We start from the raw sequence: 26,509 nt of genomic DNA on the forward strand, positions 1-26,509 counted from the left end.
CCATGTCGCTCTCCACCGCCGCGTCCTCGTCCCTACCCGGGACCCTTGCATATCCGCTGCTGATCAAGCAGCTGCTGCATACACCACTGGCGGTGCGTCCGGAGCAGGAGATCGTGTGCGGCGAAGCGGTCCGCTTCGACTACCGCACCTTGCAGGCGCGCATCGGCCAGTTGGCCGGCCTGCTGACGTCGCTGGGGGTAAAGCACGGCGATACCGTGGCGGTGATGGACTGGGACAGCAACCGCTACCTGGAGAGTTACTTCGCGGTGCCGATGATCGGTGCGGTGCTGATGATGGTGAACGTCCGCCTTGCTCCCGAGCAGATCGCCTACACGCTCAATCACAGTGGCGCGCGGGTGCTGCTGGCCAATCGCGAGTTCCTTCCGGTGCTCGAAGGCATCGATGAACAGCTGCCGGATCTGCGCACCCGGATCCTGCTGGATGATGCCGATGGCCCGCTGCCGACCGGTTTCGCAGCCGAGTACGAAGCCGGCCTGCGTGAGGCCACGCCCATCACCCACTTCCCGGACTTCGACGAGAACACCCGCGCCACCACGTTCTACACGACCGGAACCACCGGCCTGCCCAAAGGGGTCTACTTCAGTCATCGGCAACTGGTGCTGCACTCGCTGGCGGGGATGGCGGCCCTGGGCAGTGCAGCCAGCCAGGGGCGCCTGCATCGCGACGATGTCTACATGCCGATCACGCCGATGTTCCACGTCCATGCCTGGGGCCTGCCCTACGTGGCCACGCTGATGGGCCTCAAACAGGTCTATCCCGGCCGCTATCTGCCGGGCCGCCTGCTGGAGCTGATCGCGCGCGAGAAGGTGACCTTCTCGCACTGCGTGCCGACCATCCTGCATATGCTGCTCGACCATCCCGCCGCTGCCCAGACCGATCTGCGCGGCTGGAAAGTGGTCATCGGCGGCGCTGCCTTGCCCCGCGCACTGGCGCAACGGGCTCTGGCCCGCGGCATCGACATTTTCGGCGGCTACGGCATGTCCGAGACCTGCCCCCTGCTCACCCTTGCCCAGATCGATACCGAGGCCGTGGCGGGTTCGGATGAGGCGCTGTCGTTGCGGACCAAGGCCGGCATCCCGGTGCCGCTGGTGGACCTGCGGATCGTGGACGAAGCCATGAACGACGTGGCCCACGATGGCATCGCCACCGGCGAGGTGGTGGTGCGCGCGCCCTGGCTCACCGAAGGCTATCTGCACGACCCGGATGCGTCGGCGGCGCTATGGGCGGGCGGCTATCTGCATACGGGAGACATCGGCAACATCGACGCCGGCGGCTATCTGCGCGTCACCGACCGCATCAAGGATGTGATCAAGACAGGCGGCGAGTGGATTTCCTCGCTCGCGCTGGAGGACATCATTGCCATGCATCCGGCGGTCAGCGAGGTCGCCGTGATCGGCGTCAGCGATGCGAAATGGGGCGAGCGACCGCTGCCGTTGGTGGTCACCCATGCCAACAGCGCGGTGACCGAAGCCGAGATCATCGAACTGGTCGCAGCGCGCAGCCGCTCAGGCGATATCTCCCGCTACGCGATCCCGGACCGGGTCAGCTTCGTGGAGGCGATAGAGCGCACCAGCGTCGGCAAGATCAACAAGAAGAAGCTGCGCAGCCTGCATGACCAGGGCGCGGCCAACGACGCCCGCTGAGGCTCGGCTGCAGGGCGGGGGCACGGATCAACGCCGCGGTCCGGCTGATGCCCCGATCCAGCAGATAGCTGCTCACCGCAACAGCCAACCGCCAGGCAGCGACGCGTGCAATGCCTGCTCGATGATGTCGGCCAGATGCGCGGCCGGTGCGCTGTTCTGCTGCGGCGCGCGGTGCAGTGCCAAGCCCAGCGACGGCAGCGGCGGCAGGCCATGCGCAGCCGGTGGTAATGCGCGCAGCGTGGTCGGCAGTCCGATCGGCGTGCGCAGCGCGAAGCCGAGCCCGGCGGCGGTGGCTGCCCACAACCCGCCCAGGCTGGGGCTGGTGAAGGCCAGCCGCCACGCGATGCCGTGCCGGTCCAGCGCCTCGCAGGCCAAGGTGCGCATCAGGCACGGTGCCTCCAGTGCGATCAGCGGCAACGGCTCGTCGCTGTTGCGGTGCCAGTGTGGGCCGCCGTCGGCCGCGCTCAGCCAGCACAGCGGTACCGTCGCGATCCGCGCCGCTGCGGCATTGCCCTCGTCCCACGCCAGTGCCAGGTCGAGCTGGCCGCTGGCCACCTTGTCCAGCAGCTCGGCATTGCGTGCGATGCGGCCCTCGATGCGCACCTGCGGATGGGCCTGTGCGAACTGCCCGAGCACCTGCGGCAGCACGCTTTGCCCGAAGTCCTCCTGGATGCCCAGCCGCACCCAGCCCTGCAGTGGCTCGCGGTGCAGCGCCGCGACCGCCTCGTCGTTGAGCCCGAGCATGCGCCGCGCGTAGGACAGCAGCACCTCGCCCTCCCCGGTCAGGCCCAGCCCGCGGCCGGAGCGACGCAAGAGCGGCACACCGGCCTGCTCTTCAAGCTTCTTCAACTGCGCACTCACCGCCGAGGTGGAGCGGCCCAGCCGGTCGGCGGCGCGCGCGTACGAACCGGCATCCAGGCCGGTCACGAAACTGCGCAGCGCATCCATGTCGAGATTGGTCAGACGCATATGACTGTTCCATATTCCGGGATTGGCGATCCCGAATAATCCGGTTTTCAGGACGCCCCAGGCAGGCGAGAGTACACCTCCCCGCCCCGCTTCGGAGTTCTCCGTGCCCATTACCCGCATCTCGCTCCTCGCCGGCCGTTCGCCGGCCTACCTTGGGGCGCTCACCAACGCCCTGGACCGCGCACTGGTCGAAAGCTTCCAGGTACCGCCACACGACCGGTTCGTGGCCGTGCACCAGCATGCCCCGGGCGAACTGGTGTTCGACCGCCATTACCGTGGCGGCCCGCGCTCGGACCAGTACGTGCTGTTCCATATCACCACCGGCAAGCCGCGCAGCGCCGCGACCAAGGCGGCGTTCTTCCGGCGACTGGTCGATGAGCTGGAGCAGGCGCCGGGCATTCCCGCCCAGGATGTGATGGTGGTGATCGCCGAATCGGGCTGGGAGGACTGGTCGTTCGGTGGCGGCATTTCGGCGGCCGATGACAGCGGGACAGCACCATGATCGCCATGCAATACAGCGTCGTTCTGGACGACGCCCATGACATGGCGCAGATCGACCGTCGCATCGCCGACAAGGGGCCGCTGTTCGACGGTTACCCGCAACTGCGCATGAAGGCCTGGCTCAGTGCGCGCCGGCAGGCGGGTGTGCCCGGCAGCGTCAATCTGTACGCGCCGTTCTATCTCTGGGCAACACCGCAGGGTCAAACCGACTTCCTGGCCAGTCCGGCATTTGCCACGCTGTGCCGCGACATGGGCCGGCCTGCGGTGCAGACCTGGTTGCCGTGGCATGCCGAACTGGCGCCGGGGCTGGCGCAGGCGCGCCACGCCAGCCGCACGATCACTCCGATCAGCGCCGATGCAGATCTGGCGGCACTGCGTGCCCAGGCCGTTGCCGAGGCGAGCGATGCGATCGCACGCGGTGCGCTGGCGGTGGTGAATGGGTTCGATCCCGCTGGGTGGACTCAGCTGCGCCTCCAGCTATGGAAGCAGGCTCCTGTCCTGGAGGACGCAGCGGCTCAGGTGTATGCAGTCGGCCATGTGTCGTTGCCGACCACGTGAATGCGCCCGGCCTGCCGCATCCGACCAATCTTGCGTGGATGATCAGAGCATCTCTGGAGAAACGTCTCGCGGCCTCACGGCTATCACTCGATCACCACGCCCGGCTTCCAGCCACTGCCTGCCAGGATGGTGTGGGGGTCGCCCATCGTGATGATCTCCTTGAGCGCCTGACGCTTGTCTTTGGCATTGGAATAGTATGCTTTGACGATGCGATAGCCGACCCAGTAACCGATGTCCTGTGGATTGGATGCGGAGGAGTTGTACAACCAGTTTGAGAAATCGGTTGATCCCATCTCTGCCTGGAATCTTGACTCGAGTTCCAGCTCCCGCCCCTTCACCAGGTCGGCCATGTAAGCGTAGGCGACATCACCGGTAAGCAGCTCCGTCAAGAATTCGGCTGAGCCTTCGACAAGCGATACATCAAGGACCGTAGCGTCTGGCTTGTCGGTCAGCGCGGGATTCTGCTGGACATGGACGAATTCATGGACCATGACGCGCACGAAGCGATCTTCGACATCCGGATTGATGAAGGTGGTCGCGCACAGCGCCTCCAATCCGATATTGATGCCGTCATTCGGGCCCGCGACAGCAACGGGGCGCCCGCGCCCTACCGAAACCGTCACCGCGGGAAACCGGGCGTCAGCGTACATTTCGGAGAAGAGACTCAACGCGCGGCCCACGCGAATCCTGGCGGCAGGGAGCACCGTGGCGCAATTGCGTGCGTCGACATAGATTTCCGGTCTATCGGCGATGGCTTTGGCGATGCGCTCCCCGGTGATATTGCGGATGCGGGCGAAGTGCTTCAAGCCTTCGGACCCCATCGCCAGATAGTCGCGCTGCAGCTGATCTGCTGTCGGCTTGCCATCGGAAGCCTCGTAGATCGCATAGAAGCGGTCGACGTCGCTGGTCACCACACGCGGCTCAGCGCCGGCTGGAAAGGCCAGCATCGCTTGTACGGCCCCAAGTCCAAGAACGATGAGGGAGGTCACTGCTTTTCGCGGTACAACCCAGCGCGCAGGGTCAGCGAGTGCGGTCATGCGCAGGTGGTGCAGCGACGACATGGAAACACCTCTCGGAGAATGGATTCACGGGTAGCGTCCCCGGCCAAGCACTCACTCAGCTCCTGCGCATCAGGATCATCTTCTCCTGCGACATGTCCCGCATCGTGTACGGAATGCCCCCGGTGCCGTAGCCCGACTCGCGGCGGCCGGCGAAGGGCATCCAGTCGGTGCGGAACGCCGTGGGGTCGTTGATCATCACGGCCGAGGCATCCAGCCGGTTGGCGGCGCGCAGGGCGATGTCGATATCCTGGGCGAACACACTGGCCTGGAATGCGGTAGGCAGGGAGTTGGCGCGCGCGATCGCCTCGTCGAGTTCGGTGTAGCGATAGACCGCCACTACCGGGCCGAAGATTTCCTGCGTGGTCACCCGCGCGTCACTGGCCGGATCGAGCAGCACGGTGGGCTGCAGTGTGGTCTCCGAGAGGCGCTTGCCGCCCGTGGCGAGCTGCGCGCCGCCGCGCACGGCCTCCTCGATCCATTCGGTGACGCGGTCCGCCTCGCGTGGCTGGATCAGCGGGCCTACCTCGGTGTCCTTCAGCGTGGGATCGCCGGTGCGCAGGCGTTCGACCCGGGCGATGAGTGCCTGGGTAAAGTCATCGGCAACCGCGTCATGGACGAAGATGCGCTGCGTGGAGACGCACACCTGACCCGCATGGTAGTAGCCGCCCTTGACGATCGGCTCGATGACCTTGGCCAGATCGGCACTGCGGTCGACGAGGGCCGGCGCAACGCCGCCATGCTCCAGCGCCGAACGTGCACCGCGTGCCAGCTTGGCATGCAGCGACCACCCTACCCGCGCCGAGCCGATGAAGCTCAGGAAGGCAACGCGGCGGTCCGTGGCCAAGGCCTCGGCCAGGTCGTTGCTTTCCGGGAGGAAGCTCTGGCACCACGGTTCGGGCAGCCCGGCCTCATGCACCATCGCCACGAATTCCAGGCAGGACAGCGGCGTTGCCGAGGCCGGCTTGATGATGACCGGGCAACCGACCGCGATGGCCGGTGCCACCTGGTGAACGATGAGGTTCAGCGGGTGGTTGAACGCCGAGATCGCCGCCACGATGCCGATGGGCTCGCGGGTAGTGAACGCCCAGCGTCCCTCCGACGCTGCCGACAGCCCCATCGGTATTTCGCGGCCGGCAAAGTTGCGCAGCTCATCGGCGGCGTTGTGGACGCCATCGATGGCGCGCGTGGTCTCGATGATGGCATCCGGCAGCGGCTTGCCGCCCTCGCGGGCAATCTGCAGGGCGAGGTGGTCGCGCCTGGCGTCCATCAAGGCGGCAAGCCTGCGCAGGATCGCGATGCGCGCGTGCGGCGCAAGCCAGCCGTCGCGGTCCTTGAAGACCCGTTCGGCGGCGCTCAGCTTGTGCTCCAGCGCGGTGGCAGTGTCGAAGCCGATCTCTGCGATCGGGGCGCGGTCGAAGGCCTGTACGACGGTCAACATGCGGGACTCCTTGAGGGGGTAGCATCGGAGGCGATCATGCGCAGCCCACGTTCGGGGTGCGGTTGCGCAGTTCATCCACCAGCACGCGGGTGTTCTCGGAATAGTCGATGGGCACGTCCAGCACGTGGACGCCACCGCCCGCGAAGGCGGCTTCGATCATCGGCACCAGCTGGTCGACGGCCGTCACCCGGCTGCCCTTCGCGCCGTAGGCCTCGGCATACTTCACGAAATCAGGGTTGCCAAAGCGCATCCCGAAATCCTCGAAGCCATCCACCGCCTGCTTCCAGCGGATCATGCCGTAGGCACTGTCGTTGAGGATCACCACGACCAGGTTGAGTCCGAGCCGGACGGCGGTTTCCATCTCCTGGGAGTTCATCATGAAACCGCCATCGCCGCACACGGCCATGACGCGCCGCTTCGGGTACAGCATCGCGGCCATCATGGCGGACGGCAGGCCGGCCCCCATCGTGGCCAGCGCATTGTCGACCAGCAGCGTGTTGGCGACATGTGTGCGGTAGTTGCGCGCGAACCAGATCTTGTACATGCCATTGTCGAGGCAGACGATGCCGTCATCCGGCATGGACTGGCGCACGTCATGCACCAGCCGCTGCGGCGTCACCGGGAATCGGTCCTCTTCCGCGCGGTCGTTGAGCCGGGCCAGGATGTTCTGGCGCAGCTCGATCATGCCCTCATCGGCCGTCAGGCGCCCCTCCAGGCGATCGGCCAGGGCATCCACCGAGGGGCCGATGTCGCCCAGCACCTCGATATCGGGGTGGTAGACCTGCTCGACCGTGGCCGACTGGAAGCTGATATGGATGACCTTGGGGCCACCGCCGCTCTTCATCAGGAAGGGGGGCTTTTCAACGGTGTCATGGCCGATGGCGATGATCAGGTCCGCGCGGGCGACGGCCTCATGTACATAGTCGCCCTCGGACAGTGCGGCCGTGCCCATGTAGAGGTTGGAGCCGCCGGTCACCGCACCCTTGCCCATCTGCGTGTTGAAGAACGGCAGCCGCGTGCGCGCCACGAACGTGGACAGCGCCTCGGTGAGCCACGGCCGGCTTGCGGCCGCACCGATCATCACCAGCGGTCGCTTGGCGGCGAGGATGGCGGCTTCCGCCCGATCCAGCGCGGCAGCAGGCGCGATCGGACGTTCCAGGGGATGCACCGGAATGACGGGCACATCGTCCACTTCCTCACCGGCGACATCCTCCGGGAGCTCCAAGTGTACCGGGCCCGGGCGTTCTTCCATCGCCACGCGGAACGCATCCCGGACCGTGGCGGGAATCGCGGCCGGGCTGACGATCTGGCGCGTCATTTTCGTGAGCGGCTTCATCGACGCCACGATGTCCACGATCTGGAAGCGCGCCTGCTTGGCGCTCATCACAGCCTTCTGCCCGGTGATGAGAATCATCGGCCACGCACCAAGGTGGGCATAGGCCGCGCCGGTCGAGAAGTTCAGTGCGCCGGGGCCGAGCGTGGCCAGGCACACGCCGGGCCGGCCTGTGAGCCGGCCGTGGGTGGCGGCCATGAACGCGGCCGCCTGCTCGTGGCGGGTGAGGACCAGCTGGATGCGCGAGTTCCGCAGCGACTCCAGGAAGTCCAGGTTCTCCTCGCCCGGCACGCCAAAGATGCGGTCTACGCCTTCGTTTTCCAGCGCCTTGACCAGTAGATCCGAGCCCTTCTGCATAGCATTGATCCTTGCGGTGAGGATGGGCTCACTATACGCCGGCTTGTTTTCCCGCCCGGTGACAGTCGTTATCCCGTGTGAAATCATGCAACGTTGTCCATCCGGCAACAGCGCGTGTTCAAACGTCTCTTCAAGAGAAGCAACAAGGAGGTTGCGGCCGAACCAGGCCTTGACGTCCGCAGTCAACGTCCTTCAGCGGGGGAAATCCGGGTCGAAGGCCTGAGCGAGACCCTGTTCCTGTCCCCGTTGCCGGTTCACACCGGCCAGGTCCAGGCATCCCGTCGAAACTTCTCGGACGTGAACGATGTGTTCCTGGAGATGGGCGGAAGCAACTGGGGAACGGTCGAGGGAAGCAAATGGCTGGCCGGGGCCATCTCGTTGCTGGTGATGATGGTCGTCGGCGTGCCGGCCCTTATGGTTCTGTATGGCGTGCTCGCCTATCCGCAGAACTGGCCGGATCCCTGGGGCGAGTTGAAATCGTTCATCCAGGTGTTTGCACTGGGGTCGCTTGGCGGCCTGCTTCCACTGGGGGCATTCGCCTACGGCCTGCTCGGTGACACATTCAAGCGTGACAAGCCCTACCCCGTGCGCTTCAACCGCCAGCGCCGCGAAGTCTGCTACATCGACCGCAAGACCCGCCGCGTCCTGATCGTGCCATGGGAAAGCGTTGTCGCCTGGGTGTCCAGTTCCCAGGGCGTGACCGCGTACGGCGCGACCCGCCAGTACACCTTCGGCATGGGACTGGAGGATGAAGCGCTGGACAGGGTGCAGTTCATCCTGTTGTCCCAGCCGAGTGATTCGCACTCCCTGGGCATGTGGACGGCGATCCGCAACTACATGGAAGACCATCAGCAGTTCAATGCGCCGAACCCATGGTTCAAGGCACTGGGCCTCACGCCGAGCGCGGATCGCCTGAAGACCTACGAGGGGATGCACACGTTCGAGATCGAGCGTGAGGATGCTCGCGCGATGGGCTCGCTGGACGATGGCGGCGACGATCTGACCCCGGAGCAACGGGAGAAGTACGGATACAGCACGCGCTCCTACTGGCCGCTTCGTCGCTGGTACCTCTGGCGCGTACTGACGTTCTGGAAGGCGCCTTATCTGCTGGCCGAATGGGTTCATCGCCGGGACCGACCTGTGCTGCCGGAAGCAGTGGTGGCCTGGTCCCAGGCACTGCCCGAAGCGCAATGGGCCAAGCCCAGCGCCGCGCTTGTGAAAGCCAATCAGATCGTGAAAACGGCGATGGATAAACAGGGCGCGACCTTCGTCGATGCCTGCAAGGCAGCGGGACTGCAGTGAGGTGCCGGTGTGGCGTGGTTGAGCCCGCGGGGTGAGGCCTGGCGCTGGCCGCCGGCATCCGCGCCAGCCAGCGTGGAACGGCAAGGTGGGCATGCGCTGGAACTGGTAGGCACGACGCGTTGCCCCCTGCCGCCGGTCACTTGCGGTGAGGGGCGTCTGCATCCGAACATGCAGCGGACACCTTCGCGGATTGGCCGATGACGCCGTTCACTACCTTGGCATTCGCCGCTCAGTCGATGACCGTGGGGATTACCGCATTGACTGCGGCGCTCGCCTTTCGCACCGGTACGCACTCCGGCCGCCGGCTCGCTGCGTTTTTCGGGACGCTGGGCCTTGCGCTTTTTGCCAGTGCCGTGCTCACCGGATGGCAGTCGTGGCTTCCCGGCCCAGCCGTCCGGTGGCTGCAGATAGTCAATGTCGTTCCGGTCTATCTCATCGGGCCGTTTCTGTACGCCTATGCGGCCAGCCTGCTGCAGGGTGGCACCCCGCAACGCCAGCCCAGGGATATCTGGCACTTCCTGCCTGCCGCGCTGGCCGCGTTCGCCATGCTGTTGTCTGCGATATGGCCTCCGGCGTTCGCCTGGCCTGGGGCAGCGGTAGCGCTGCAGGTCATCACCCACGCATGGGTGGTCATTGCGGTGCCCTATCTCGCGCTGTCGGCCTGGCGGCTGCGCGACGCGCCGCAACGCCTGGAGGAAGTCTCCGCGGACGAGGCGAGCCTGCGCATGCGCTGGCTTCGCCACCTGATCACCGTGATTGCCGTGCTTTGGCTGATCATCGGCCTTGAACGGATCAGTGTCGCACTGGGCGCCAGCAGCTGGCCGTGGCCCAGCGCGCTGCTCGCGCTGGCGATGATCACTGTCACGTATCTGCTTGCCTGGGGCGGACTGCAGCTCGGCGTGCTGATGCCGGCACGGTTGATGGACCGGCACGAGGCGCCGGGCGATCCCGCCGCTTCCCCTGACCCGGCCGGTCGCTACGCGCGCTCGGGCCTCGGCGACGCAGAGCGGATGCACATCGCCGCCGACCTGCGCCGACTGATGCGCGAACGGCGTCTGCACAACGACGGCGAGCTCGACCTGAAGCGGCTCAGCGAACAGAGCGGATGGTCGCCCAACTACATTTCCCAGGCCCTGAACCAGGAGCTTGGCCAGAACTTCTTCGAATTCGTCAACAGCATGCGCGTCGCGGATGCCGAATGCTGGCTGACGGACACCAATGATCAGCGCTCCGTTCTCGATATCGGGCTGGCGTGCGGATTCGGCAGCAAATCAACGTTCAATGCGGTCTTCAAGCGCATGACCGGCTTGACCCCTACGGCATTCCGTCGTCGGGCGACGACGTCCGATCCAGCAGGGTCGCGCGTTCCCGTTGTCTGATCCCATCGGCCTGGACGCCCGCCCGCCAACCCGGTGCGATGCTTCGCGCGGGTCGGGTACACCGGGTGCCTGCGGCTAGGAGATTCCATGCATACGCTTTCTGTTCTGCTGTTGTTGTTGGCCACCGTGACCGCGCAGGCGGCAGAAACCCACGAGTACCAGGTACTGCTGCAGGGCAACAGTGCCGGCAAGCAGACCATCAAGGCTGCGGCCGACGGCCTGACGGAGGTCGATTACCACTACAACGACCGGGGGCGTGGCGACGAGACGAGCGCGCAGTGGCGCCTCGACAGCGATGGGCTGCTGATCGATTACCGGGCGCGGGGCAAGAACTACACCAAGGCCGAGGTCAACGAGACATTCTCGCTGCACGAGGGCCACGCACGATGGAGCAACGCCAGTGAGCAGGGTGACCGGGTACTGGATGCTCCCGCGTTCTTCATGCCCATCTCGGCACCTCCGGAAATGCAGGGTGTGCTGGCGCGCGCCCTGCTGAAGGCACCGGGGCACCGCCTTGCGCTGCTGCCCTCCGGTGACGCATCCCTGGAGAACGCCGGGTCGCTGCGGCTCCAGACCCAGAGCGGGACCGTTGAACTGGTCCACTACCGCATCACCGGGCTGGACTTCACGCCCACGTCGGTGTGGCTGATGGGCGACGGAAGCACCGCTGCGGTCACCTACGCATCGGGCTGGGTCGCCGTGCTGCCGAAGGAACTGGAAGCGAGCCTGCCCGAGATCGTTGGCGCCCAGGAGCGCGCGGACGCCGATTGGTCGGCCAGGCTCGCACGCGATCTCACGCATCAGCCCAAGGGGCCGCTGCTGATCCGCAACGCCCGTCTGTTCGATCCGCGTGATCTCGTCGTTACCCCCGGCACCAGCGTACTCGTCCAAGGCGAGCGGATCATCCGCGTTGCCGCCGATGCACACATCGCCACCCCCGCCAATGCCGAGGTGATCGATGCGGGCGGGCGCTTCCTGCTGCCGGGCCTGTGGGATGTGCACAAGCACTACGCCGAGGCCGACGGTCCACTGGATATCGCCGGCGGCGTCACCAGCAGCCGCGATCTTGCGAACAACACCGACAACTTCATCGAGCGGGTCAAGCGTTTCGACGCCGGGACCGAGATCGGCCCGCGGGTCTCGATGGCCGGCTTCATCGACGGACCGGGGCCGTACGCCGGGCCGACCAAGATGCTGGTCAGCACGCCGGAGGAGGCCTGCCGCGCCGTCGACTGGTACGCGGATCGCGGCTATGTACAGATCAAAACGTATTCCTCGCTCAAGCCTGAGCTGTTTCCGGTGATCGCAGACCGTGCGCACGAACGCGGCCTGCGCGTCAGCGGGCATGTCCCGGCCTTCGTATCGGCACGCCAGTTCGTGGAGGGTGGCGCTGACGAGATCCAGCACATCAACTTCATCTTCCTCAACTTCATGTATCCGCGCGTACAGGAGACACGCAACATGAAGCGGCTGACGGAGATCGGCGAGCACGCCTACGAATACACACCCGATCAGCCGGAGGTGCAGGAGTTCATCGCCTTCCTGAAGCGCCACCACACCGTGCTCGATCCGACCCTTGCCGTGTTCGAGGATCTGTCCGGTGATCCCGACGACCCGGTGCCGCCGGGTCTGCGTCCGATCGCGCACCGGCTGCCGCCGCAGGTCCAGCGCAATTTCGGCTTCGGCGCCCTTCCCGTCCCGAAGGGTCACGAGGAGGCATACGCCAAGGCCTTCCCTTCGTTGATGCGCATGTTGAAAGCCCTCCATGATGGCGGCGTTACCTTGATGCCGGGCACCGATGGACTGGCCGGCTATCTGCTGCATGCCGAACTCGAGATCTACGCCCGCGCCGGCATTCCCAACGCTGAAGTGCTGCGCCTGGCCACGCTGACGCCTGCCCAGGTGATGGGCGTGGACAAGGATCGCGGCGTGATCGCAGCAGGCAAGCTGGCCGACATGGTGCTGATCGACGGGGACCCACTCCAGGACATGCGTGATATCCGCAACGTTGACATTGTGCTCAAGGGTGGCCGGGTCTTCGATCCAGCCGCCATCGAGCAATCACTCGGCATCCAGCCACGCAAGCAGGTACAGACCCGATGACGTTCCAGACTGATGCGAAGACGAACGATCCCTCCGACGCGGAGCGATCGCGGCGACGTTTCCTGGGTGCCTGCGCGCTAGGTGCCGCCGGGGCCCTGCTGCTGCCGGCGCAGGCCGGCGCCGCTGCCCCGGCGGCTTCCGCAGGCCCGCAGTGGCCGGGCTATCGGCGCGCCACCGTGATCGATGCGCTCAGTGGCGGGCCACTCGATACACGGGACACCACCGACTACGCGCCGCTGAGTGCACGTTCCCTGGCCGACGCGCGCGCCTCCGGGCTGACCGCCTGCACCATTACCGTCAGTGGCGTCGGCAGCTACCTCAACGACTACGCGTTGACGATGCGCAACATCGCCTACTGGAATGCGCAGCAGGCACTGCATGAGGACGCCCTGAGCCTTGTGCGTACCGGTGCGGACCTTGTCGATGCCAAACGCAGCGGGCGCCTCGGCATGATCTACGGCTTCCAGGATGCGACGCCGTTCGGCGAGGACAGTGAACGCTTCGATACCTTCCATGGCCTGGGCGTACGCGTCTACCAGCTCACCTACAATCGCCGCAATCTGGTCGGTGACGGCTGCCTCGAGCCGGCCAATGCGGGGCTGAGTCGATTCGGTCGCGAGCTGGTCGAGAAGATCGATGCCGGCCGAGGGCTGATCGATCTCTCGCATGCTGGCCAGCGCACCACGCTGGATGCGATCGCAGCGTCCCGGCACCCGGTCACGATCAGTCATACCGGCTGTGCCGCCCTCGCCGACAACCCGCGCAACAAGAGCGATCAGGAACTGCGCCAGCTTGCGGCACGGGGCGGAGTCGCGGGCATCTACCTGATGCCGTTCCTGCGCCAGCAGGGGCAGCCGACGGCAGAGGACCTGATCCGCCACATCGAACACGCCATCAACGTCTGTGGCGAGGAACACGTCTGCCTGGGCACCGATGGCATGATCTCCTCGATCGACCTGACCCCGGAGTACCGCGAGCGGCTGCGCGCCGTCGTCGAGGAGCGCATCAGACTCGGCATCTCCGCGCCCGGTGAAAGCGGCGATGTGGTCACCTTCCTGCCCGACCTCAACCAGCCCGATCGCTTCGACCGCCTGGCGTTCCTGCTGTCCCGGCGCGGGCACAGTGACGCCCGCATCGAGAAGATCCTGGGCAGCAACTACGCACGGCTGTTCACGGACGTATGTGGATGATGGCGCTCATCCGTCGCCGCTGCAGATACAGCACGATGCCCGCCAGGAGCGCGGCCACGGCCCCTGCCAGCGGCACCGATGCCAGCGTCGCGTAGCTGATCGTCAGGCTGCCCACGGCGCCGCCCAGCGCGGTGCCCAGGTTGAACGAGGCGATGTTCAGTCCGGCCGCCACCGAGCTGTAGCCGGGAATGAAGTGCTGGGCCTGCTTGAGCAGGCGCAGGGTCAGCAGCGTCACGATGGAGAAGAAGCAGATGCCCAGTGTGCCGATCAGGAGCATCATCATGGCCGGCACACCTGCGAAGCTGTACAGCCCGAGCAGATTCACCGCCAACGCGACCAGCGCCAGCAGGAGGCTGCGATCCCCGTCCATGGCATCGCCGAGGAATCCGCCGAGCAGATTGCCTGCGATGGCGCAGACACCGAACAGCAGCATGCCCAGGCTCAGCCACTGCACGTCCACGCCGGTGATCTGTTGCAGATAGGGCGAGACGAAGGTGAAGAACGAGAACGTGGCGACGCTGACCAGCGCGCCGATGCCCGCCGTCATCAGCAGCTGCGGGTGGGTGATGGCCTGGATGCCCTTCCATGCGCCGCCTCGGGCGGACGGAGCAGCGGTCCCACCCCGCGGCATGCACAGCGCCAGGCCCAACATGCCGGCCACGCTGAGCGCCCCGATGGTCAGGAAGACCACCCGCCACGACCACACGCTGCCGAGGTAGGTTCCGATCGGAACGCCGAACGCCAGGGCGAGCGTCAGTCCGATCCAGACCACCGACAGCGCCCGGCCGGACCGCTGCGGCTCGACCAGCCGCGTGGCTGCGTCCGAGGCCACCGCCATGAACACGCCGTGGCCGAGGCCGACCACGAAGCGGATCACCAGCAGGGTCACCAGGTTCGGCGACGCACTCATCAGCACGCTGCCCAGCCCAAGCAATGCGGTGGCCAGCAGCAGGATCTGCCGGTCACGCCAGTGGGCGACCAGGGCGGTGATGAAGGGTGCACCGATGGCCGCGCCCAGCGCATAGGCTGCGATGGCCGTGCCGACGAGGGAGATCCGCGCATCGAGATCATCGGCAATGGCGGTCAACAGCCCCGCGACAACGAATTCAGACAGACCGAACGCGAAGGCGCACAGCGAAAACACATAGATGGCAGCAGGCATTGCGGATCCTCGACGGCGGAGCTGCCGAAGACTAGTGCCTGCTGTGATGTGGGTGAAGGACCGTCTGCATACCGCGGCAAGATGCGGCGCGTCTCATCGTTTCAAGGCGGTGGCAGCGCCTGCAGCACGGCGTCGATCAGCCGGTCGCGGATCGCGGAGGCGCGGTTCTCGTTCCATGCCATGAACAGGTCCAACCGTGCCATGGCCTCGGGCGCATCGACCTGGAGCGGGCGGAACACAACATCCGGCCGTGCGGCCGTCGCCAACGAGGCGGGCAGCAGCGCGATGCCGAACCCGGCGGCCACCAGGGCGATCAAGGTCTGCATCTGCCGGCCGTGCTGCACGATGTCGGGCACGAACCCGGCGCCCTGGCACAGGCTGATGAGCTGGTCATGAAAGCCCTTGCCCAGGGTCCGGGGCGACGCAACGAACGCCTCGTCCCTGAGGGAGGCAAGGTCGACGGTCGGGCTTGCTCCAAGGCGATGGCCAACGGGCAGCGCCACGCAGATGGGCTCGTTCAGCACCGCGGCCAGGCGCAGGTGCGGTGTCGTCGTTCCCGGTGCCCGCATGAAGGCGATGTCCGCCCTGCCCTGCTCCAGCGCGTTGATCTGCTCCTGGGTAGTGGCCTCCCGCATCGTGAAGGTGATGCCGGGGTTGGCCTGTCGAAACGTGCGCAGCACGCGCAGCAACGGGACATACGGGGCGATGTTGATGAAGGTCAGGGTGAGGTGACCTTCGATGCCCTGTGCGACCCGGCGCGTCTGCGCCACGCCCTCTTCGAGGGACTGCACCGTGCGGCGGGCGGTTTCAAGGAAGGCTGCGCCGGCCGGGGTCAGCGCCACGCTGCGATTGGTCCGTTCGAACAACGGCGCGCCCACGAGGCCCTCGAGCCGGCGGATGGCCTGGCTCAGCGGCGGCTGTGCCATGTGCAGCCGCTCGGCCGCGCGATTGAAATGCAGCTCCTCGGCCACGGCGATGAACTGCTGGAGCAGGCGGGTCTCGATCATCGGGGCGTCTCCGCTTCCATCAGCTCCCGGCGCTGGGCCTCGATCCATGCGTCGCCGGCGGCACGTGCCTGGGCATCCAGTTCCTTGTTCTGCCGCTCGATCTCCTGATACTCCGCCCATACCTCGGGTGTGATCGTGTCGAGTCGATGGTCGGAACGCAGCGCGATCGAGGGAGCGGCGCCCGTGGAGACCGTGAAGTTGTCGAACAGCCATTGCCGTCGCTGCTCGGGCGAGGCATGCAGCAGGTCGGGCTCCGCATAGGTCTGCATCGGCAGGGTCTGCTCGGCAAGCGGGGTATCCGAAGAAATCCGTGCCAGCCTGACGACGAGGCGCTCATGGTCCCGGTCCTTCCGGTACAGGGCGACGGTGTCGCCGTCGATCCACAGCGCATACCAGTACCCCGCGATGGGATGGACCTGGAAAGGTCGTTCACGGACCAGGATCAGATCGCCGGGATCTCTGTAAAGCGCCCGCCAGCCCGGAGCGGCCGGGCGGATGCTGCAGTCGGCCGTCCCTTTCATGATCGTGTCCAGCGTCGGCGTGCCATTGCGTGCTGCAAGCCGCGTCGTCCAGCAGCGTGAGCCGTCACGGTTATGCGAGGCGATCAGCACCGCGTCTTCGTCCAGCACCACGGCATCGGTATGCACGAACTGATCGCCCGCTGCGTCACGATCCTGCAGGAGCGCGGAGAATCCCTGATCGGACAGCCTGTTGCCGTCCACGTACAGCACGTACGTCGTGTGGTGCTGATACCGGCTGACGTTGATGTCCAGTCGGCTTTCGGTCACGGCCACGACCTTCAACGTGTCCGAGGACAGCACGGTTTCCCGGTGGGTCCGGGCACATCCCGTCAACAGCGGCGCCGCACACAGCAACAGTGCGGCGGAACGCAGGAGGGAATCCAGTCTGAAGCTCATCGCGCTGTGGCCTGCGGGTGTGGGGCGGACTCGTGCAAGCATATCTGCTTCGGCGCCAGTGCAACCCTCTGTGGCCTCGCCTGCCGGCGTGCGGGTCGTTTACCATTGCGTCACAGTCCCATGGAAGAGACGATATGGCAGCCTTCAGCCTCACCCTTGCCGCAGCCATGCTGCTTGCTGCAGTCACCGGCGGTGAATCGACCCCGCAGCAGGACGTTCAATGCAGACGCCCACATCTGCTTCAGCTTGGGATGGTCACCCCGGACCTTCCTGCGCCCTCTTCGCAGTGCCTCATCCAGGCATCGCGCGTGACGCAGGCCATGCCCCTGATCGATCTGCGGACACGGCAGGATTTCGTGAGTTATCACCCGGCCGGCGCAAGCAACCAGCAGATCAGCCAGCTAATCAGCCAGCGGCCCCTAAACGTAGTCGTGTATGACACCGGGCGCCTGAGGCAGGACGCCGTGCTGCTGTGCGCCCGGCTGCAGCGCTACGGCCTGCAGGATGTACGTGTTGTCGACGGGGGCGTGGCAGCCTTGGCGCGTCACCGTAATGCCCCGCAGGCGATGACCCTGAGTCGGCTGGGCGACACCGAGGCAGCGGCCGCGATGCTTTCCGGCAGCGTGCGGATACAGTCAATTGCGCCGGCACTCGCCCAGTTGGTCGCCGCGCAGGGCATATCGAGTGCACCGCAGGGGCAGATGCTGATCCTCGGACAAGATCAGGCGCAGGTAGCGCCCCACTTCTCTGCAGGAGCCCGCACATCTGGAGTGTACTGGGTGGGCGACGCCAATCGCCTTCGCCAGCTGCTGCAGACCAGCATGGCGCAGGAGCGCAAGCGCGAGGATGGCCCTGGCTACAATCCCAACTGTTCCGCGCTTTGAGCCGGGACGGACTGCTGCTCCATCACCATGAACGTCCATCCGGCGTAGCTCGTCGCATCGCTGAATCCTGCATCTTCTTCATCGAATCCAGACTGTTTGAGGGGCGTGCGATCCGAGAGGGAATGGACGCCGATGATCTGGTTTCCCTGCATGATCAGTCCCCAATCGGCACTGCGGGAGAAGGGATCAACCGGGATGCGGCGAAGGTGGCGATGCAGTGTCCCGCCGCGCTGGTCCTCCAGTAGCTGATCCAGTGTCTGCGGCAGCTGCCGGCTTGGGTGGGCCTGCCGGAACGACAACAGCGCTGCCCGGAACGCATGCCCTTGCCGCAGCAGCTCCTGCTCCTCTTGTTGCCGGCGATCAAGGTGTTCCAGCGCCGCAAGGCCGGTTCCAGCCAATGCCAGCAGTGCAATGACGAACAGCAGTGACAGGTAGGCGAACCCATGGGCCTTTTGGTTCATAACGTGGAGAACTCGCGACCCTCAAGGGTGCGGCCTTCGGCACCACTGTGCACGTCGCTGATGCCGCCCTTCTGCTCGCCCTCGGCAGGCTTCAGCAGCCAACTGGCGTTGCTCCCGGTGACCGGGTCGATCGGCAAGGCGCGCAGATAGCGCAGGTCGACCAGCTCCTGCAGCGTGGCAGGGTGCCGCCCCTTGTCCTCCTGGAACCGGTCGATGCTCTCTCGCATGATCTGCAGGCTCTGCTGCAGGCTGAGGTCGCGTGCGCGGTCAAGCGAGTGGTCATAGCGCGGCAAGGCGATGGTCAGCAGTACCGCGATGATCGCCACTACCACGATCAGCTCGATCAGGCTGAAGCCGCGTGCCTTTCCCGCAGCCCCATCACCAGCGCGCATAGGGCACCTCGTTGAGGCCTTTGTCGCGCGACTGGCTGTACACATCGAATACGTCCTCGCCGGGCTGTGGATCATCTGCGCTGCTGGCGTAGCTGCGCAGGCCCCAGCCCGCAGCCGGATCTCCATCCGTGCCGCGGTGGAACGGGTCGCGCGGTATCCGTCGCAGGAAATAGAGCGTGGCCCCAGTGGGGCTGGACGCGTCGGTCACTCCGTCCACCAGCACCTGAAGGTCGGGCGGGTAGCCAGAGTCCCCGGCCTTGACCGGCACCTTGCCGGTCTCCGTCGCTCGCTTGTATCGGTCTATTGCGAGACGTATCTCTGCGAGTGATCGCCGCAACTCGGTTTCACGATGCCGCTGCAGCATGGTCTGCCCGACCGGTACGGCCATTCCCAACAGCATGCCGAGGATGGCTAGGCTGGCGATCAATTCCACAAAACTGAATCCGCGGATACGGCTGGTAAGCATCAGCGCACGCTCACGCTGGCATTGCTGGCCCTCACGGCATCGCCTCCCGGCTGCACCTGGGCAGACAGTACGCTGATTTCAGTTCGCTGGGCCGGCGCTATGGCTTTGAAGTTCACCCGCAGCAGCGCGCCCTGTCCCGCCACGGCGCTGCCCTGGCGGACCACGGTCGCCATGATACGGCCATCGCTGAGGTTGACCTCCTTGGTCAGGCTGCTCTGGCCGCCGCCCTGGTTCATGAAGTTGCCCTCCTCCACGCTGACCACCTGCAGTACCTGCGGATCGAAGCCGAGCATCACCGGGACCTGCTCCACTGCCTGGCTGCTGGCCAGGTTCAGGACCGCAGTGAACTGCTCGCCACTTTTAACCTCGCCGGGCAATTGCCAACCCATGACTATGCTGGGCTGGGCGGCAGCGGCGGCAGCGGCGGCAGCGTTGGTGGCTGGCAAGGCTTGCTGGTTGGCAGAGGCTTCCGGCAGCGGTGTGATCACGGGCGAGATCACCGACACCGGGGCCGCCGCATCACCGGCGGCCTTGCCATCGTCGGCGGTGTTGTCGGCAGCCGGGGTCGACTGCAGGTCGGCCACGCCGCCAAGCCGGGTCGCTGTCCCGCTCTCGAACTGCAACTGTTCGATGGACGAACGCCCGATACCACGGATAAGTCGCGGCGTGATGGACAGGACGATCTCGGTATCCTGCTTGTCGGATTTGCGGCTGCCGAACAGGCGGTCGAGTACCGGGAAACGGGAAATCCACGGCAGACCATTGGCTGTCTGACGGTCCTCCTTGTTGATCAAGCCAGCCAGTACCTGGGTTTCACCGTCGCGCAGGCGAAGCGTGGTCTCCGCATTGCGAGTGCCGATCTGGTAAGACAACGTGCCGGCCTGCGAGACGATTTCGCGGACCAGGTTGCTCACCTCCAGGCTGACCTTGATGGACACATCGTCTGATGCATAGACGGCCGGCTCCACTTCCAGCTTCAGGCCGACGTCCACGTAGTTTACGGTCTCGGACACGAAACCGGTCGACGTCGAGGTCGAGGTGATCACCGGCACCTTGTCGCCGATCATGATCTTTGCCTTCTGTCGGCTCTGCACGCGGATTTTGGGATTGGCCAGGATACGAGCGTTGGAACGATCCTCACCGATACGCAGCGCTGCATTAGGGATGTTGGCACGGATACTGCTGGAGTTGATGGCACGCAACTGGTCGAGGTTCATCCATTCGGCCGCCTGGTCGGCGCCTCTTATAGAAACACCGATTTCCTTGGGCAGGTTCAGGCCGGCATCGACAATGGCTGTTCGCTTCACCTCAAGGATTTCAACATCCAGCATGACTTCCGGATCACCGATGTCGTGCAGCGCCACCAGTTTCTCTGCCAGCGCAATGGCCTCCGCGCTGTCGCGGATGACGATCATGTTGAGCTTTTCATCGACAACCACGTTCTCGGTCTTCAAGATCGCCTTGATGCTGTCGGCCACTGCCTTGGCGTTGCCATTGGACAGAAAAAAGCTACGGATGCTCAATGGGCGATAGTCGCTGATCTTCTGCGGCGTGCTGGGGTAGACCAGAATGGAACGTGAATTGAGTACGCGTGTTTCAAGCTGGGTAGAAAGGCTGATCATCCGGATCGCTTCGTCCATCGGCGTGTCCCGCAGGCTGACGGACGCCTTCAGGTCCGGGCGGACTTCCGGGTCGTAGATGAAATTCACCCCTGAAGCCTTGGCGAGGACCTCGAAGATTAGCCTTGCCGGCACATCCTTGAATTCAAGGGTCACCGGCTTGCGGAAGCGGCCATCCAGACCTTCTTCCACCCGGCGCTGGAAGCCTGCCGACTGGAGGCGCTCCCTGGAGTTGAGTGCGCGTACGTTGCGGGGGTCCTCGGCCAATACCAGATCGAGCAGTCGCTGCGCTTCGGGCAGCTTGCCGGCGCCGATCATCTCGTCGATACGGGCCACCTGTGCATCGTGCTGTCGACGCATATTCAGCGCACGCTGCCGTTCACGCAGGAAGCTGTTGTTGGGATCTATCTGCAGTGCCTGCTGGTAGGCGCCTTCGGCGCCCGCAAGGTCGCCGCTCACCAGTGCGGCGTCGGCCTGCCCGCCCAATACTGCCAACGCATCATCGCGGCGACGCAGGAACTGTTGGCGATAGCGGACATTGTCCGGCGCGGCTTCGGAGGCCTGACGGTAGTAAGCCACTGCCTCGACATACTGCCCTGCCTCGAACGCCTTGTCGCCGGAGCGGACCTGCTGCTGCGACGCGCAACCAGTGAGCAGTGAGAGAAGTATCAGCCAGCGCAGGCGAAGGCGGGGAACCACTTGGGAGGAAGAGGACGGAGGCATCTCAGTCCTGGTCTGAAATAGTGACATCACTGATCGGGTACTCGCGGCTTGTGCCATCGCGCAGGGAGGTGAAGACGGCCATTTCTTCGCGGACGCCTTCGTAACGGTAGTGCTCGTCAACCTGTTCGCCAGGCTGGAGCGTATAGCTGGTGTTGTTGCACATCACAGATACCCAGTGCACTTGCCCGGACAGGACCCAGCCGAGCATCTGCAGGTCGGGGGCCGATGCGATCGGCGGTACCGACACGTCCAGCACTGGCGCAGCGGCCGCTATCAGCGGCGGTGAAGCGAACAGGTCCCCGGGCATCTGCCCCGCCCGCGCGGCCAAGACGCTCGCGCCTGCGGGGTCCGGCCTGGGGGTTTCGCGGGAGGGGAGCGCCGTCGGCACGGTGCTGCGTGTCGGCATGACGGTCGCGGTGCTTTCGGTGGCTGGGCGGAGCCAGAGAGCCAACAACAGGCCGGCAATGCTGAACGCGTAGATCCGGCGGCGTTTCCGGGCGATCATGGTGACCCCTCACCCATCCGCGCTTCCACCGCATCCAGGTAGACCGTCGAAAGGTGGATCTCCGCATCCAGCTCGGCCTGGCCGGGCTGGTCGCGTCGCAGCTGCAACCTTCCGATGTACACGGATCGATCAACCGCCTGCAGCGTGTCCAACAGCGGGGCCAGCGCGTCCCAGCGGGCCCGGGTGGCGTAAGTAATGGTCTGCCGGGTAAGTCCAGCGTCCGGACGCGACTGATAGTCGAACTTCAAGGCCGCGGGCGGCGCACCATTGGGCAACAGTCGCGCAAGTGCCGCATCGGTGATGCGGAATCTATCGGCAACGCCGGGCAGCGCCGGCGCACTGGCCAACTCCCTTGCAGGTCGCTGCACGGGCAGTGCCAGTCCATCGTTGCCTCGCTCCTGCGCCGCCAGCGACGAGGCGGTCCGTGCGACCATGACCGACTGGACGCACAGCAAGCAAACGACGCACAAGGTTGCCCATGCAAGCGCCCCGCCCCGCAGGAAAAGGCGTTGCATCGACCAGGCCAGCGAAGGCACATTCACTGCCATTGCGCATCCACCTCGAAGGTCAGCCCAGCGACCTGCTGTTCGATTCGCAGCAGCCTTACCTGCGCGAGTGGCGCCGTGGCTTCCAGCCCCTGCGCAAACGCAGTCACCGCCTCACGGTCGTCAGCCTCGGCCACTATGCGCACGGCGCCAGAAGCAGGGTTCACGTCCAGAGACAGGAGTCTTACGCCAGCGCGTGGCACCAATGCGCCAAGCAGTGTTGACCAGTCACGGTTGAGCAGCGCCAACTCCGTGCGGATGCTTTCAGCGGCGCCGGGGCTCAGCGGCGGCGCGGCAGGTGTGGGTGGCGGCGCTGTGTGAAGCGGTCGGGCGCTCGGCTGCGCCTGCTCCATCTCCTGCAGTCGCCCATCCAGCGACCACTGCAGCCACAGCAGGGATGACGAGCACGCCACCCCGACGATGGCCAGGATGGCCCAGCGGGTGAGCCGCGAAGGGGCTACGAGTGCAAGATCGTGCAAGGACGCGCTCACGTCAGCACCTCACACATACTCCTGGCTGCCGCATCGGTGGCCGCGATCCAGCGTATTGCCGCCGGGTCGGGGTAATCGAGGCGCTTTCGCCGCATCCACACCGGTATCGCATCCAGGCCACTGCCCTGCAGCGGCAACCGTTCGATCCCGACCGGCTCGCCATCCTGCAGGTGCAGCGCGCAATAGCCATCGTCTTCACCTGCCAGCAACAGGATGCGCCCACTGGGGGGCGGTGGGTCTGTAGCAACCGCGGCAAACACGCTGCTGGTCATCACGCTGATGGAGCGTCCCTGCAACTGGGAGGCAACCCGCATCCGCACGCCGGGCGGCCAGGCCACACTGACCAGTGGCATGCCATGGCGGGGCCAGTGCAGGCGGATTTCGTGGCCATGCCCACTACCCAACTGCGCCTCCCACAGTTGCGCCGCCTGTCGGCGCAGGGCCGTGGCACTGGCAATGCTGACCGTCCAGGGCGTGCAGGCCAGGGGCACCGAGGCTGCCGACAGCAGCACCCGGATGGACTGGCGTCGCGACAACGTGGCAAGCCAGACATCCAGCCCCTCCAGATCCAGGCCGTCTGCACCACTGCGATTGCCTTGCACCATCGCGTTGTCGGCTCCCAACGGCAGGCCGTGCCAGCGTGTGCGGGTTAAGTAGAGGGTTGCTCTTTTCATACGATCACGCATCACTGAAAGTCACTCGATTAACCTCCGCCAGCGTGGTGTCGCCGCGAAGGAAAAGCGTCATCGCTGCCTCGCGCAAGGTGACGCCCCCCAGTTTGGCGGCCTCGGCGCGCAGTGCACTGACCGGCGCCTTGGTGGCGACCAGATCGCGCAGGCGGTCGTTCATTACAAGGTACTCTGCGACGACTTGGCGCCCCTTGTAACCCGTTCCGCGGCAATGGCTGCAGCCGACCCCTGCCCGCACCGGATGTCCCTCCAGACTGGCAGCATCGAGCCGCGACATGGCCAGCTGCTCCGGATCCGGCTGTGCGGGTCCGCTGCACTGCGGGCAGTTCAAACGCAGCAGGCGCTGCGCCCAGATCCCAACCAGGGCGGAAGACAGACTGTAGGCATCCACGTCCATGTGCAGCAGACGACCAACCACATCGAAGATGCTGTTGGCATGCACCGTGGTGAGAACGAGGTGGCCCGTCAGGGCCGCCTGTACCGAAATCTGCGCCGTCTCTTCGTCGCGCACCTCGCCCACCATGATCTTGTCCGGGTCATGGCGCAGGATCGAACGCAGGCCGCGGGCGAAGGTCAGTCCCTTCTTTTCGTTGACTGGAATCTGCAGTACGCCGGGCAGCTGATATTCGACCGGGTCTTCGATAGTGATGATGTTCTCGCTACCATGGTTGATCTCCTGCAGCGCTGCATACAGTGTGGTCGTCTTGCCAGAGCCGGTTGGGCCGGTAACCAGAATCATGCCGTAGGGCTGGCTGACCAGTCTGCGCATGGTGTCCCGCGCGAGGGGCTCAAGATTGAGGTCGGCCAACTTGAGCGCATGGTCGCTACCGCCGGTCAGGGCACTACGATCAAGCAGGCGCAGCACGGCGTCCTCGCCGTGGATGCTTGGCATGATGGAAACGCGGAAGTCCACCTGCCCCCCATGGCTGCGGACGCGGAACCTACCGTCCTGGGGGATGCGCCGTTCGGCGATATCCAGCAGAGACATGACCTTGATGCGGGAGATCAGTCGTTGCGCCATGTCCACGCCATTGATGTCCGACACCGACACCAGGACACCATCCAGCCGGAACTTGACGCTCATGCCAGCCGGCGTTGATTTGAGGTGGATATCCGAAGCCCGCTGCTTCAGTGCGTCGTACAGGATCGCACTGACGGCACGTATGACCGGGCTTGAATCGGCTTCGATGGCTTCCAGCGATACCACCTCGCCATCCATACCTTCCGCCTCGGCGAGCTGATCGCCCAGCTGCACCCCCGTGGCACGGACGGCCTGTTCGGCGTTTGCCAGCAGGGCCTGGATGTCATCCATGTGGGCCAGCAACACGCCGTATCCGGGTGGCAAGTGCTCACGCGCCCAGTCCACCATCTCTTCGGCGAAGGGATCCGCCAGCACGAGCAGCAGCGGAGCGCTTTCAGCCTGGCGAATCACAACGCAGCCGCGTCGGAAACACTCTACATAGCCCAGCAGAGCGAAATCGGGCTGACCGGCGAAGAGCGCACGTCCCTCAGCGGCCTCCAGTCCACTCAACCCGGCCAGTGCCTGCACAAAGCCGGGATTGTCCACATCGAGCATCTGCTGCAGTTGCTGCAGCCAGGAGGATTCGGTTCCCAGGGCGGCGAGCCTTGCTTCACGCACACTCTCAAGGGTGAGCGTACCCGGCAGTTCCAGCGTCATGTCCATCAACCCACGCTCCCGACCAGTTCAAAGATCGGCGCATACATCAGTACTACAACGCCCCCGATCACCACGCCGATCAGTGTCATCAACAGCGGCTCGAACAGGCGTGAGAAAGCCTCGACGCGGCGGTCGAGTTCGAGATCGAGGAAGTCCGCCAACTTGTCCGTCATCGCGGGCAAGGCGCCACTTTGTTCACCAACGCGCAGCAGACTTCCGGCAAGGGGTGGCACCATGCTGCTGTCGGCCAGCGATTCGCTGAGCTTCTGTCCACTACGCAGGCGCTGCACCGCAATTCGGACTTCATCCGATTGCAGGGGTGACAGCACGCCGCGCACCATGTCCAAGGCCTGCACTAGCGGAATGCCACTGTGCAGCAGCATCGACAGCGTGCGGTAGAAGCGTGACAGGCCCAGGTTGCTGATCACTGCCGACAGTACCGGGGTGCGGGCCGCGGCCCGGTACAGGAGCAGCCTGCCCCCAGGCTGGGTTGCCAGCCAGGTCGCGCCCGCAGCACTAGCCAGCAACGCCACCAGCAGCATCAGAGGGTGCGCGTTCAAGGTGGTGCCTGCCCAGAGCAGAGCGCGGGTACCTGCACCAACTGCACGGCCAGAGCCGTCCAGAATGGTGGAGAACTTGGGTACGACATAGCCGACCAGGAACAACACCACCCCTCCGCCAACGATCAGCAGGAGCATCGGATAGATCGCGCTGGCCAGCACTTTACGGCGTATCTGCTCGATACGGCGGTCATACTCCAGGAAGCGCTCCAGTGTGTCTGCAAGACCGCCAGCGGTTTCGCTGGCTGCTACGCCTGCAACCAGGATAGGCGTAAACAGCGGCGCCTGTTTGGCCATTGCGGTGGAGAAACTGGCGCCTTCCCGAAGATGGGTCAACATGCGCGCAAGTACTCCACGGAACCCGCCGTCGGCTTCCTTGTCGTGCAGCGTCTGCAATACTTCGACGATGTTCAGGCCGGCCCGCAGCAATGTGAGGGCCTCCTGCAGGAATACCCCCAGGTTGAAGCGCACCCGCGCCGTGGCGACAGCCGCCCGCTGCGGAACGATCCGCAGCACGCGCCCCCCACTGCGAGTGGCCTGCCTCCCAGCCGCTTC

General features: G+C 65.3%; 25 protein-coding genes. 8 read left to right on the plus strand and 17 right to left on the minus strand.

Annotated features, from left to right (window positions below):
• Window positions 1-2 precede the first annotated feature (2 nt).
• Complete coding sequence (locus AB9O74_RS02795; protein WP_369348327.1) at window positions 3-1,664, plus strand: fatty acid--CoA ligase; 1,662 nt, start codon at window positions 3-5, stop codon at window positions 1,662-1,664.
• A 72-nt stretch (window positions 1,665-1,736) separates the two neighbouring features.
• Here AB9O74_RS02795 and AB9O74_RS02800 read toward each other — a convergent pair whose 3' ends face one another.
• Window positions 1,737-2,633 carry a LysR substrate-binding domain-containing protein gene (locus AB9O74_RS02800; RefSeq protein ID WP_369348328.1) on the minus strand — a complete coding sequence of 299 codons (897 nt, stop codon included), beginning with the start codon at window positions 2,631-2,633 and terminating at the stop codon, window positions 1,737-1,739.
• Between the two features lie 103 nt (window positions 2,634-2,736).
• Here AB9O74_RS02800 and AB9O74_RS02805 point away from each other — a divergent pair, with 103 nt between their 5' ends.
• The gene (locus AB9O74_RS02805; protein ID WP_176988905.1) at window positions 2,737-3,135 is read left to right on the plus strand and encodes a tautomerase family protein; all 399 of its coding nucleotides are present in this window, start codon (window positions 2,737-2,739) and stop codon (window positions 3,133-3,135) included.
• A complete protein-coding gene (locus AB9O74_RS02810) occupies window positions 3,132-3,692 on the plus strand; it encodes a DUF4865 family protein (protein WP_369348329.1) in 561 nt (186 codons plus the stop codon). Before AB9O74_RS02805 ends, AB9O74_RS02810 begins: the two co-directional genes overlap by 4 nt.
• Before the next feature lie 83 nt (window positions 3,693-3,775).
• Here the strand turns inward: AB9O74_RS02810 and AB9O74_RS02815 are convergent, their stop codons facing one another.
• The 3 genes from AB9O74_RS02815 to AB9O74_RS02825 are packed head-to-tail and all read right to left on the minus strand — an operon-like array spanning window position 3,776 to window position 7,881.
• The gene (locus AB9O74_RS02815; RefSeq protein WP_369348330.1) at window positions 3,776-4,753 is read right to left on the minus strand and encodes a DUF2268 domain-containing putative Zn-dependent protease; all 978 of its coding nucleotides are present in this window, start codon (window positions 4,751-4,753) and stop codon (window positions 3,776-3,778) included.
• A gap of 55 nt (window positions 4,754-4,808) precedes the next feature.
• Window positions 4,809-6,191 (minus strand): aldehyde dehydrogenase family protein, encoded by a 1,383-nt coding sequence (locus tag AB9O74_RS02820; protein WP_369348331.1) that lies wholly within the window; start codon window positions 6,189-6,191, stop codon window positions 4,809-4,811.
• Window positions 6,192-6,225: 34 nt separating this feature from the next.
• On the minus strand, window positions 6,226-7,881 hold the full coding sequence (locus tag AB9O74_RS02825) for an acetolactate synthase large subunit (RefSeq protein ID WP_369348332.1): 1,656 nt from the start codon (window positions 7,879-7,881) through the stop codon (window positions 6,226-6,228).
• A gap of 114 nt (window positions 7,882-7,995) precedes the next feature.
• Between AB9O74_RS02825 and AB9O74_RS02830 the strand changes: the two genes are divergently transcribed.
• From AB9O74_RS02830 to AB9O74_RS02845, 4 genes are all read left to right on the plus strand, one after another.
• Entirely contained in the window at window positions 7,996-9,183 is a 1,188-nt protein-coding gene (locus AB9O74_RS02830; protein WP_369348333.1) for a DUF6708 domain-containing protein, read from the plus strand.
• Window positions 9,184-9,380: 197 nt separating this feature from the next.
• Window positions 9,381-10,562 (plus strand): helix-turn-helix domain-containing protein, encoded by a 1,182-nt coding sequence (locus AB9O74_RS02835; RefSeq protein ID WP_369348334.1) that lies wholly within the window; start codon window positions 9,381-9,383, stop codon window positions 10,560-10,562.
• Between the two features lie 87 nt (window positions 10,563-10,649).
• On the plus strand, window positions 10,650-12,665 hold the full coding sequence (locus tag AB9O74_RS02840; RefSeq protein WP_369348335.1) for an amidohydrolase family protein: 2,016 nt from the start codon (window positions 10,650-10,652) through the stop codon (window positions 12,663-12,665).
• Window positions 12,662-13,855, plus strand: coding sequence for a dipeptidase (locus tag AB9O74_RS02845; protein WP_369348336.1), 1,194 nt, complete (start codon window positions 12,662-12,664; stop codon window positions 13,853-13,855). Before AB9O74_RS02840 ends, AB9O74_RS02845 begins: the two co-directional genes overlap by 4 nt.
• On the opposite strand, the gene AB9O74_RS02850 is transcribed toward AB9O74_RS02845, so the two are convergent.
• The 3 genes from AB9O74_RS02850 to AB9O74_RS02860 all read right to left on the minus strand — a co-directional run bounded on the left by AB9O74_RS02850 (window position 13,836) and on the right by AB9O74_RS02860 (window position 16,941).
• Window positions 13,836-15,017, minus strand: a complete 1,182-nt coding sequence (locus tag AB9O74_RS02850; protein ID WP_369348337.1) for an MFS transporter — start codon at window positions 15,015-15,017, stop codon at window positions 13,836-13,838. The genes AB9O74_RS02845 and AB9O74_RS02850 overlap by 20 nt on opposite strands.
• Window positions 15,018-15,118: 101 nt before the next feature.
• Window positions 15,119-16,024, minus strand: a complete 906-nt coding sequence (locus AB9O74_RS02855) for a LysR substrate-binding domain-containing protein (RefSeq protein WP_369348338.1) — start codon at window positions 16,022-16,024, stop codon at window positions 15,119-15,121.
• Entirely contained in the window at window positions 16,021-16,941 is a 921-nt protein-coding gene (locus AB9O74_RS02860; protein WP_369348339.1) for a hypothetical protein, read from the minus strand. The genes AB9O74_RS02855 and AB9O74_RS02860 overlap by 4 nt, the downstream gene beginning before the upstream one ends.
• A gap of 134 nt (window positions 16,942-17,075) precedes the next feature.
• Between AB9O74_RS02860 and AB9O74_RS02865 the strand changes: the two genes are divergently transcribed.
• Complete coding sequence (locus AB9O74_RS02865; RefSeq protein ID WP_369348340.1) at window positions 17,076-17,825, plus strand: rhodanese-like domain-containing protein; 750 nt, start codon at window positions 17,076-17,078, stop codon at window positions 17,823-17,825.
• On the opposite strand, the gene AB9O74_RS02870 is transcribed toward AB9O74_RS02865, so the two are convergent.
• The 10 genes from AB9O74_RS02870 to AB9O74_RS02915 are packed head-to-tail and all read right to left on the minus strand — an operon-like array spanning window position 17,798 to window position 26,470.
• Window positions 17,798-18,286: a type II secretion system protein gene (locus AB9O74_RS02870; protein WP_369348341.1), complete on the minus strand. Its 489-nt coding sequence runs from the start codon at window positions 18,284-18,286 to the stop codon at window positions 17,798-17,800. The genes AB9O74_RS02865 and AB9O74_RS02870 overlap by 28 nt on opposite strands.
• Window positions 18,283-18,678 (minus strand): type II secretion system protein, encoded by a 396-nt coding sequence (locus AB9O74_RS02875; protein WP_369348342.1) that lies wholly within the window; start codon window positions 18,676-18,678, stop codon window positions 18,283-18,285. The genes AB9O74_RS02870 and AB9O74_RS02875 overlap by 4 nt, the downstream gene beginning before the upstream one ends.
• Entirely contained in the window at window positions 18,665-19,144 is a 480-nt protein-coding gene (locus AB9O74_RS02880; protein ID WP_369348343.1) for a type II secretion system protein, read from the minus strand. The genes AB9O74_RS02875 and AB9O74_RS02880 overlap by 14 nt, the downstream gene beginning before the upstream one ends.
• Window positions 19,144-21,486: a secretin N-terminal domain-containing protein gene (locus AB9O74_RS02885; RefSeq protein ID WP_369348344.1), complete on the minus strand. Its 2,343-nt coding sequence runs from the start codon at window positions 21,484-21,486 to the stop codon at window positions 19,144-19,146. Before AB9O74_RS02885 ends, AB9O74_RS02880 begins: the two co-directional genes overlap by 1 nt.
• A 1-nt stretch (window position 21,487) precedes the next feature.
• A complete protein-coding gene (locus AB9O74_RS02890) occupies window positions 21,488-21,991 on the minus strand; it encodes a hypothetical protein (protein ID WP_369348345.1) in 504 nt (167 codons plus the stop codon).
• Complete coding sequence (locus tag AB9O74_RS02895) at window positions 21,988-22,539, minus strand: hypothetical protein (RefSeq protein ID WP_369348346.1); 552 nt, start codon at window positions 22,537-22,539, stop codon at window positions 21,988-21,990. The genes AB9O74_RS02890 and AB9O74_RS02895 overlap by 4 nt, the downstream gene beginning before the upstream one ends.
• On the minus strand, window positions 22,530-23,027 hold the full coding sequence (locus tag AB9O74_RS02900) for a hypothetical protein (protein WP_369348347.1): 498 nt from the start codon (window positions 23,025-23,027) through the stop codon (window positions 22,530-22,532). The genes AB9O74_RS02895 and AB9O74_RS02900 overlap by 10 nt, the downstream gene beginning before the upstream one ends.
• A complete protein-coding gene (locus AB9O74_RS02905) occupies window positions 23,024-23,713 on the minus strand; it encodes a hypothetical protein (RefSeq protein ID WP_369348348.1) in 690 nt (229 codons plus the stop codon). The genes AB9O74_RS02900 and AB9O74_RS02905 overlap by 4 nt, the downstream gene beginning before the upstream one ends.
• Complete coding sequence (locus AB9O74_RS02910) at window positions 23,706-25,400, minus strand: GspE/PulE family protein (protein ID WP_369348349.1); 1,695 nt, start codon at window positions 25,398-25,400, stop codon at window positions 23,706-23,708. Before AB9O74_RS02910 ends, AB9O74_RS02905 begins: the two co-directional genes overlap by 8 nt.
• Window positions 25,400-26,470, minus strand: a complete 1,071-nt coding sequence (locus AB9O74_RS02915) for a type II secretion system F family protein (RefSeq protein WP_369348350.1) — start codon at window positions 26,468-26,470, stop codon at window positions 25,400-25,402. Before AB9O74_RS02915 ends, AB9O74_RS02910 begins: the two co-directional genes overlap by 1 nt.
• Between the last annotated feature and the right edge of the window lie 39 nt (window positions 26,471-26,509).

This window comes from Stenotrophomonas sp. JAG2, assembly GCF_041080745.1.
Classification (GTDB): Bacteria; Pseudomonadota; Gammaproteobacteria; order Xanthomonadales; family Xanthomonadaceae; genus Stenotrophomonas; species Stenotrophomonas maltophilia_AA.

Bases quoted from the DNA above. Each gene is read 5' to 3' on its own strand.
- AB9O74_RS02795 (WP_369348327.1), top strand. From the start codon at position 3: ATGTCGCTCTCCACCGCCGCGTCCTCGTCCCTACCCGGGACCCTTGCA.
- AB9O74_RS02810 (WP_369348329.1), top strand. From the start codon at position 3,132: ATGATCGCCATGCAATACAGCGTCGTTCTGGACGACGCCCATGACATG.
- AB9O74_RS02875 (WP_369348342.1), bottom strand. From the start codon at position 18,678: ATGCGCGCTGGTGATGGGGCTGCGGGAAAGGCACGCGGCTTCAGCCTG.
- AB9O74_RS02905 (WP_369348348.1), bottom strand. From the start codon at position 23,713: ATGCGTGATCGTATGAAAAGAGCAACCCTCTACTTAACCCGCACACGC.
- AB9O74_RS02895 (WP_369348346.1), bottom strand. From the start codon at position 22,539: ATGGCAGTGAATGTGCCTTCGCTGGCCTGGTCGATGCAACGCCTTTTC.
- AB9O74_RS02855 (WP_369348338.1), bottom strand. From the start codon at position 16,024: ATGATCGAGACCCGCCTGCTCCAGCAGTTCATCGCCGTGGCCGAGGAG.
- AB9O74_RS02890 (WP_369348345.1), bottom strand. From the start codon at position 21,991: ATGATCGCCCGGAAACGCCGCCGGATCTACGCGTTCAGCATTGCCGGC.
- AB9O74_RS02850 (WP_369348337.1), bottom strand. From the start codon at position 15,017: ATGCCTGCTGCCATCTATGTGTTTTCGCTGTGCGCCTTCGCGTTCGGT.
- AB9O74_RS02835 (WP_369348334.1), top strand. From the start codon at position 9,381: ATGACGCCGTTCACTACCTTGGCATTCGCCGCTCAGTCGATGACCGTG.
- AB9O74_RS02910 (WP_369348349.1), bottom strand. From the start codon at position 25,400: ATGGACATGACGCTGGAACTGCCGGGTACGCTCACCCTTGAGAGTGTG.
- AB9O74_RS02825 (WP_369348332.1), bottom strand. From the start codon at position 7,881: ATGCAGAAGGGCTCGGATCTACTGGTCAAGGCGCTGGAAAACGAAGGC.
- AB9O74_RS02845 (WP_369348336.1), top strand. From the start codon at position 12,662: ATGACGTTCCAGACTGATGCGAAGACGAACGATCCCTCCGACGCGGAG.
- AB9O74_RS02885 (WP_369348344.1), bottom strand. From the start codon at position 21,486: ATGCCTCCGTCCTCTTCCTCCCAAGTGGTTCCCCGCCTTCGCCTGCGC.
- AB9O74_RS02860 (WP_369348339.1), bottom strand. From the start codon at position 16,941: ATGAGCTTCAGACTGGATTCCCTCCTGCGTTCCGCCGCACTGTTGCTG.
- AB9O74_RS02840 (WP_369348335.1), top strand. From the start codon at position 10,650: ATGCATACGCTTTCTGTTCTGCTGTTGTTGTTGGCCACCGTGACCGCG.
- AB9O74_RS02800 (WP_369348328.1), bottom strand. From the start codon at position 2,633: ATGCGTCTGACCAATCTCGACATGGATGCGCTGCGCAGTTTCGTGACC.
- AB9O74_RS02880 (WP_369348343.1), bottom strand. From the start codon at position 19,144: ATGCTTACCAGCCGTATCCGCGGATTCAGTTTTGTGGAATTGATCGCC.
- AB9O74_RS02865 (WP_369348340.1), top strand. From the start codon at position 17,076: ATGGCAGCCTTCAGCCTCACCCTTGCCGCAGCCATGCTGCTTGCTGCA.
- AB9O74_RS02870 (WP_369348341.1), bottom strand. From the start codon at position 18,286: ATGAACCAAAAGGCCCATGGGTTCGCCTACCTGTCACTGCTGTTCGTC.
- AB9O74_RS02815 (WP_369348330.1), bottom strand. From the start codon at position 4,753: ATGTCGTCGCTGCACCACCTGCGCATGACCGCACTCGCTGACCCTGCG.
- AB9O74_RS02820 (WP_369348331.1), bottom strand. From the start codon at position 6,191: ATGTTGACCGTCGTACAGGCCTTCGACCGCGCCCCGATCGCAGAGATC.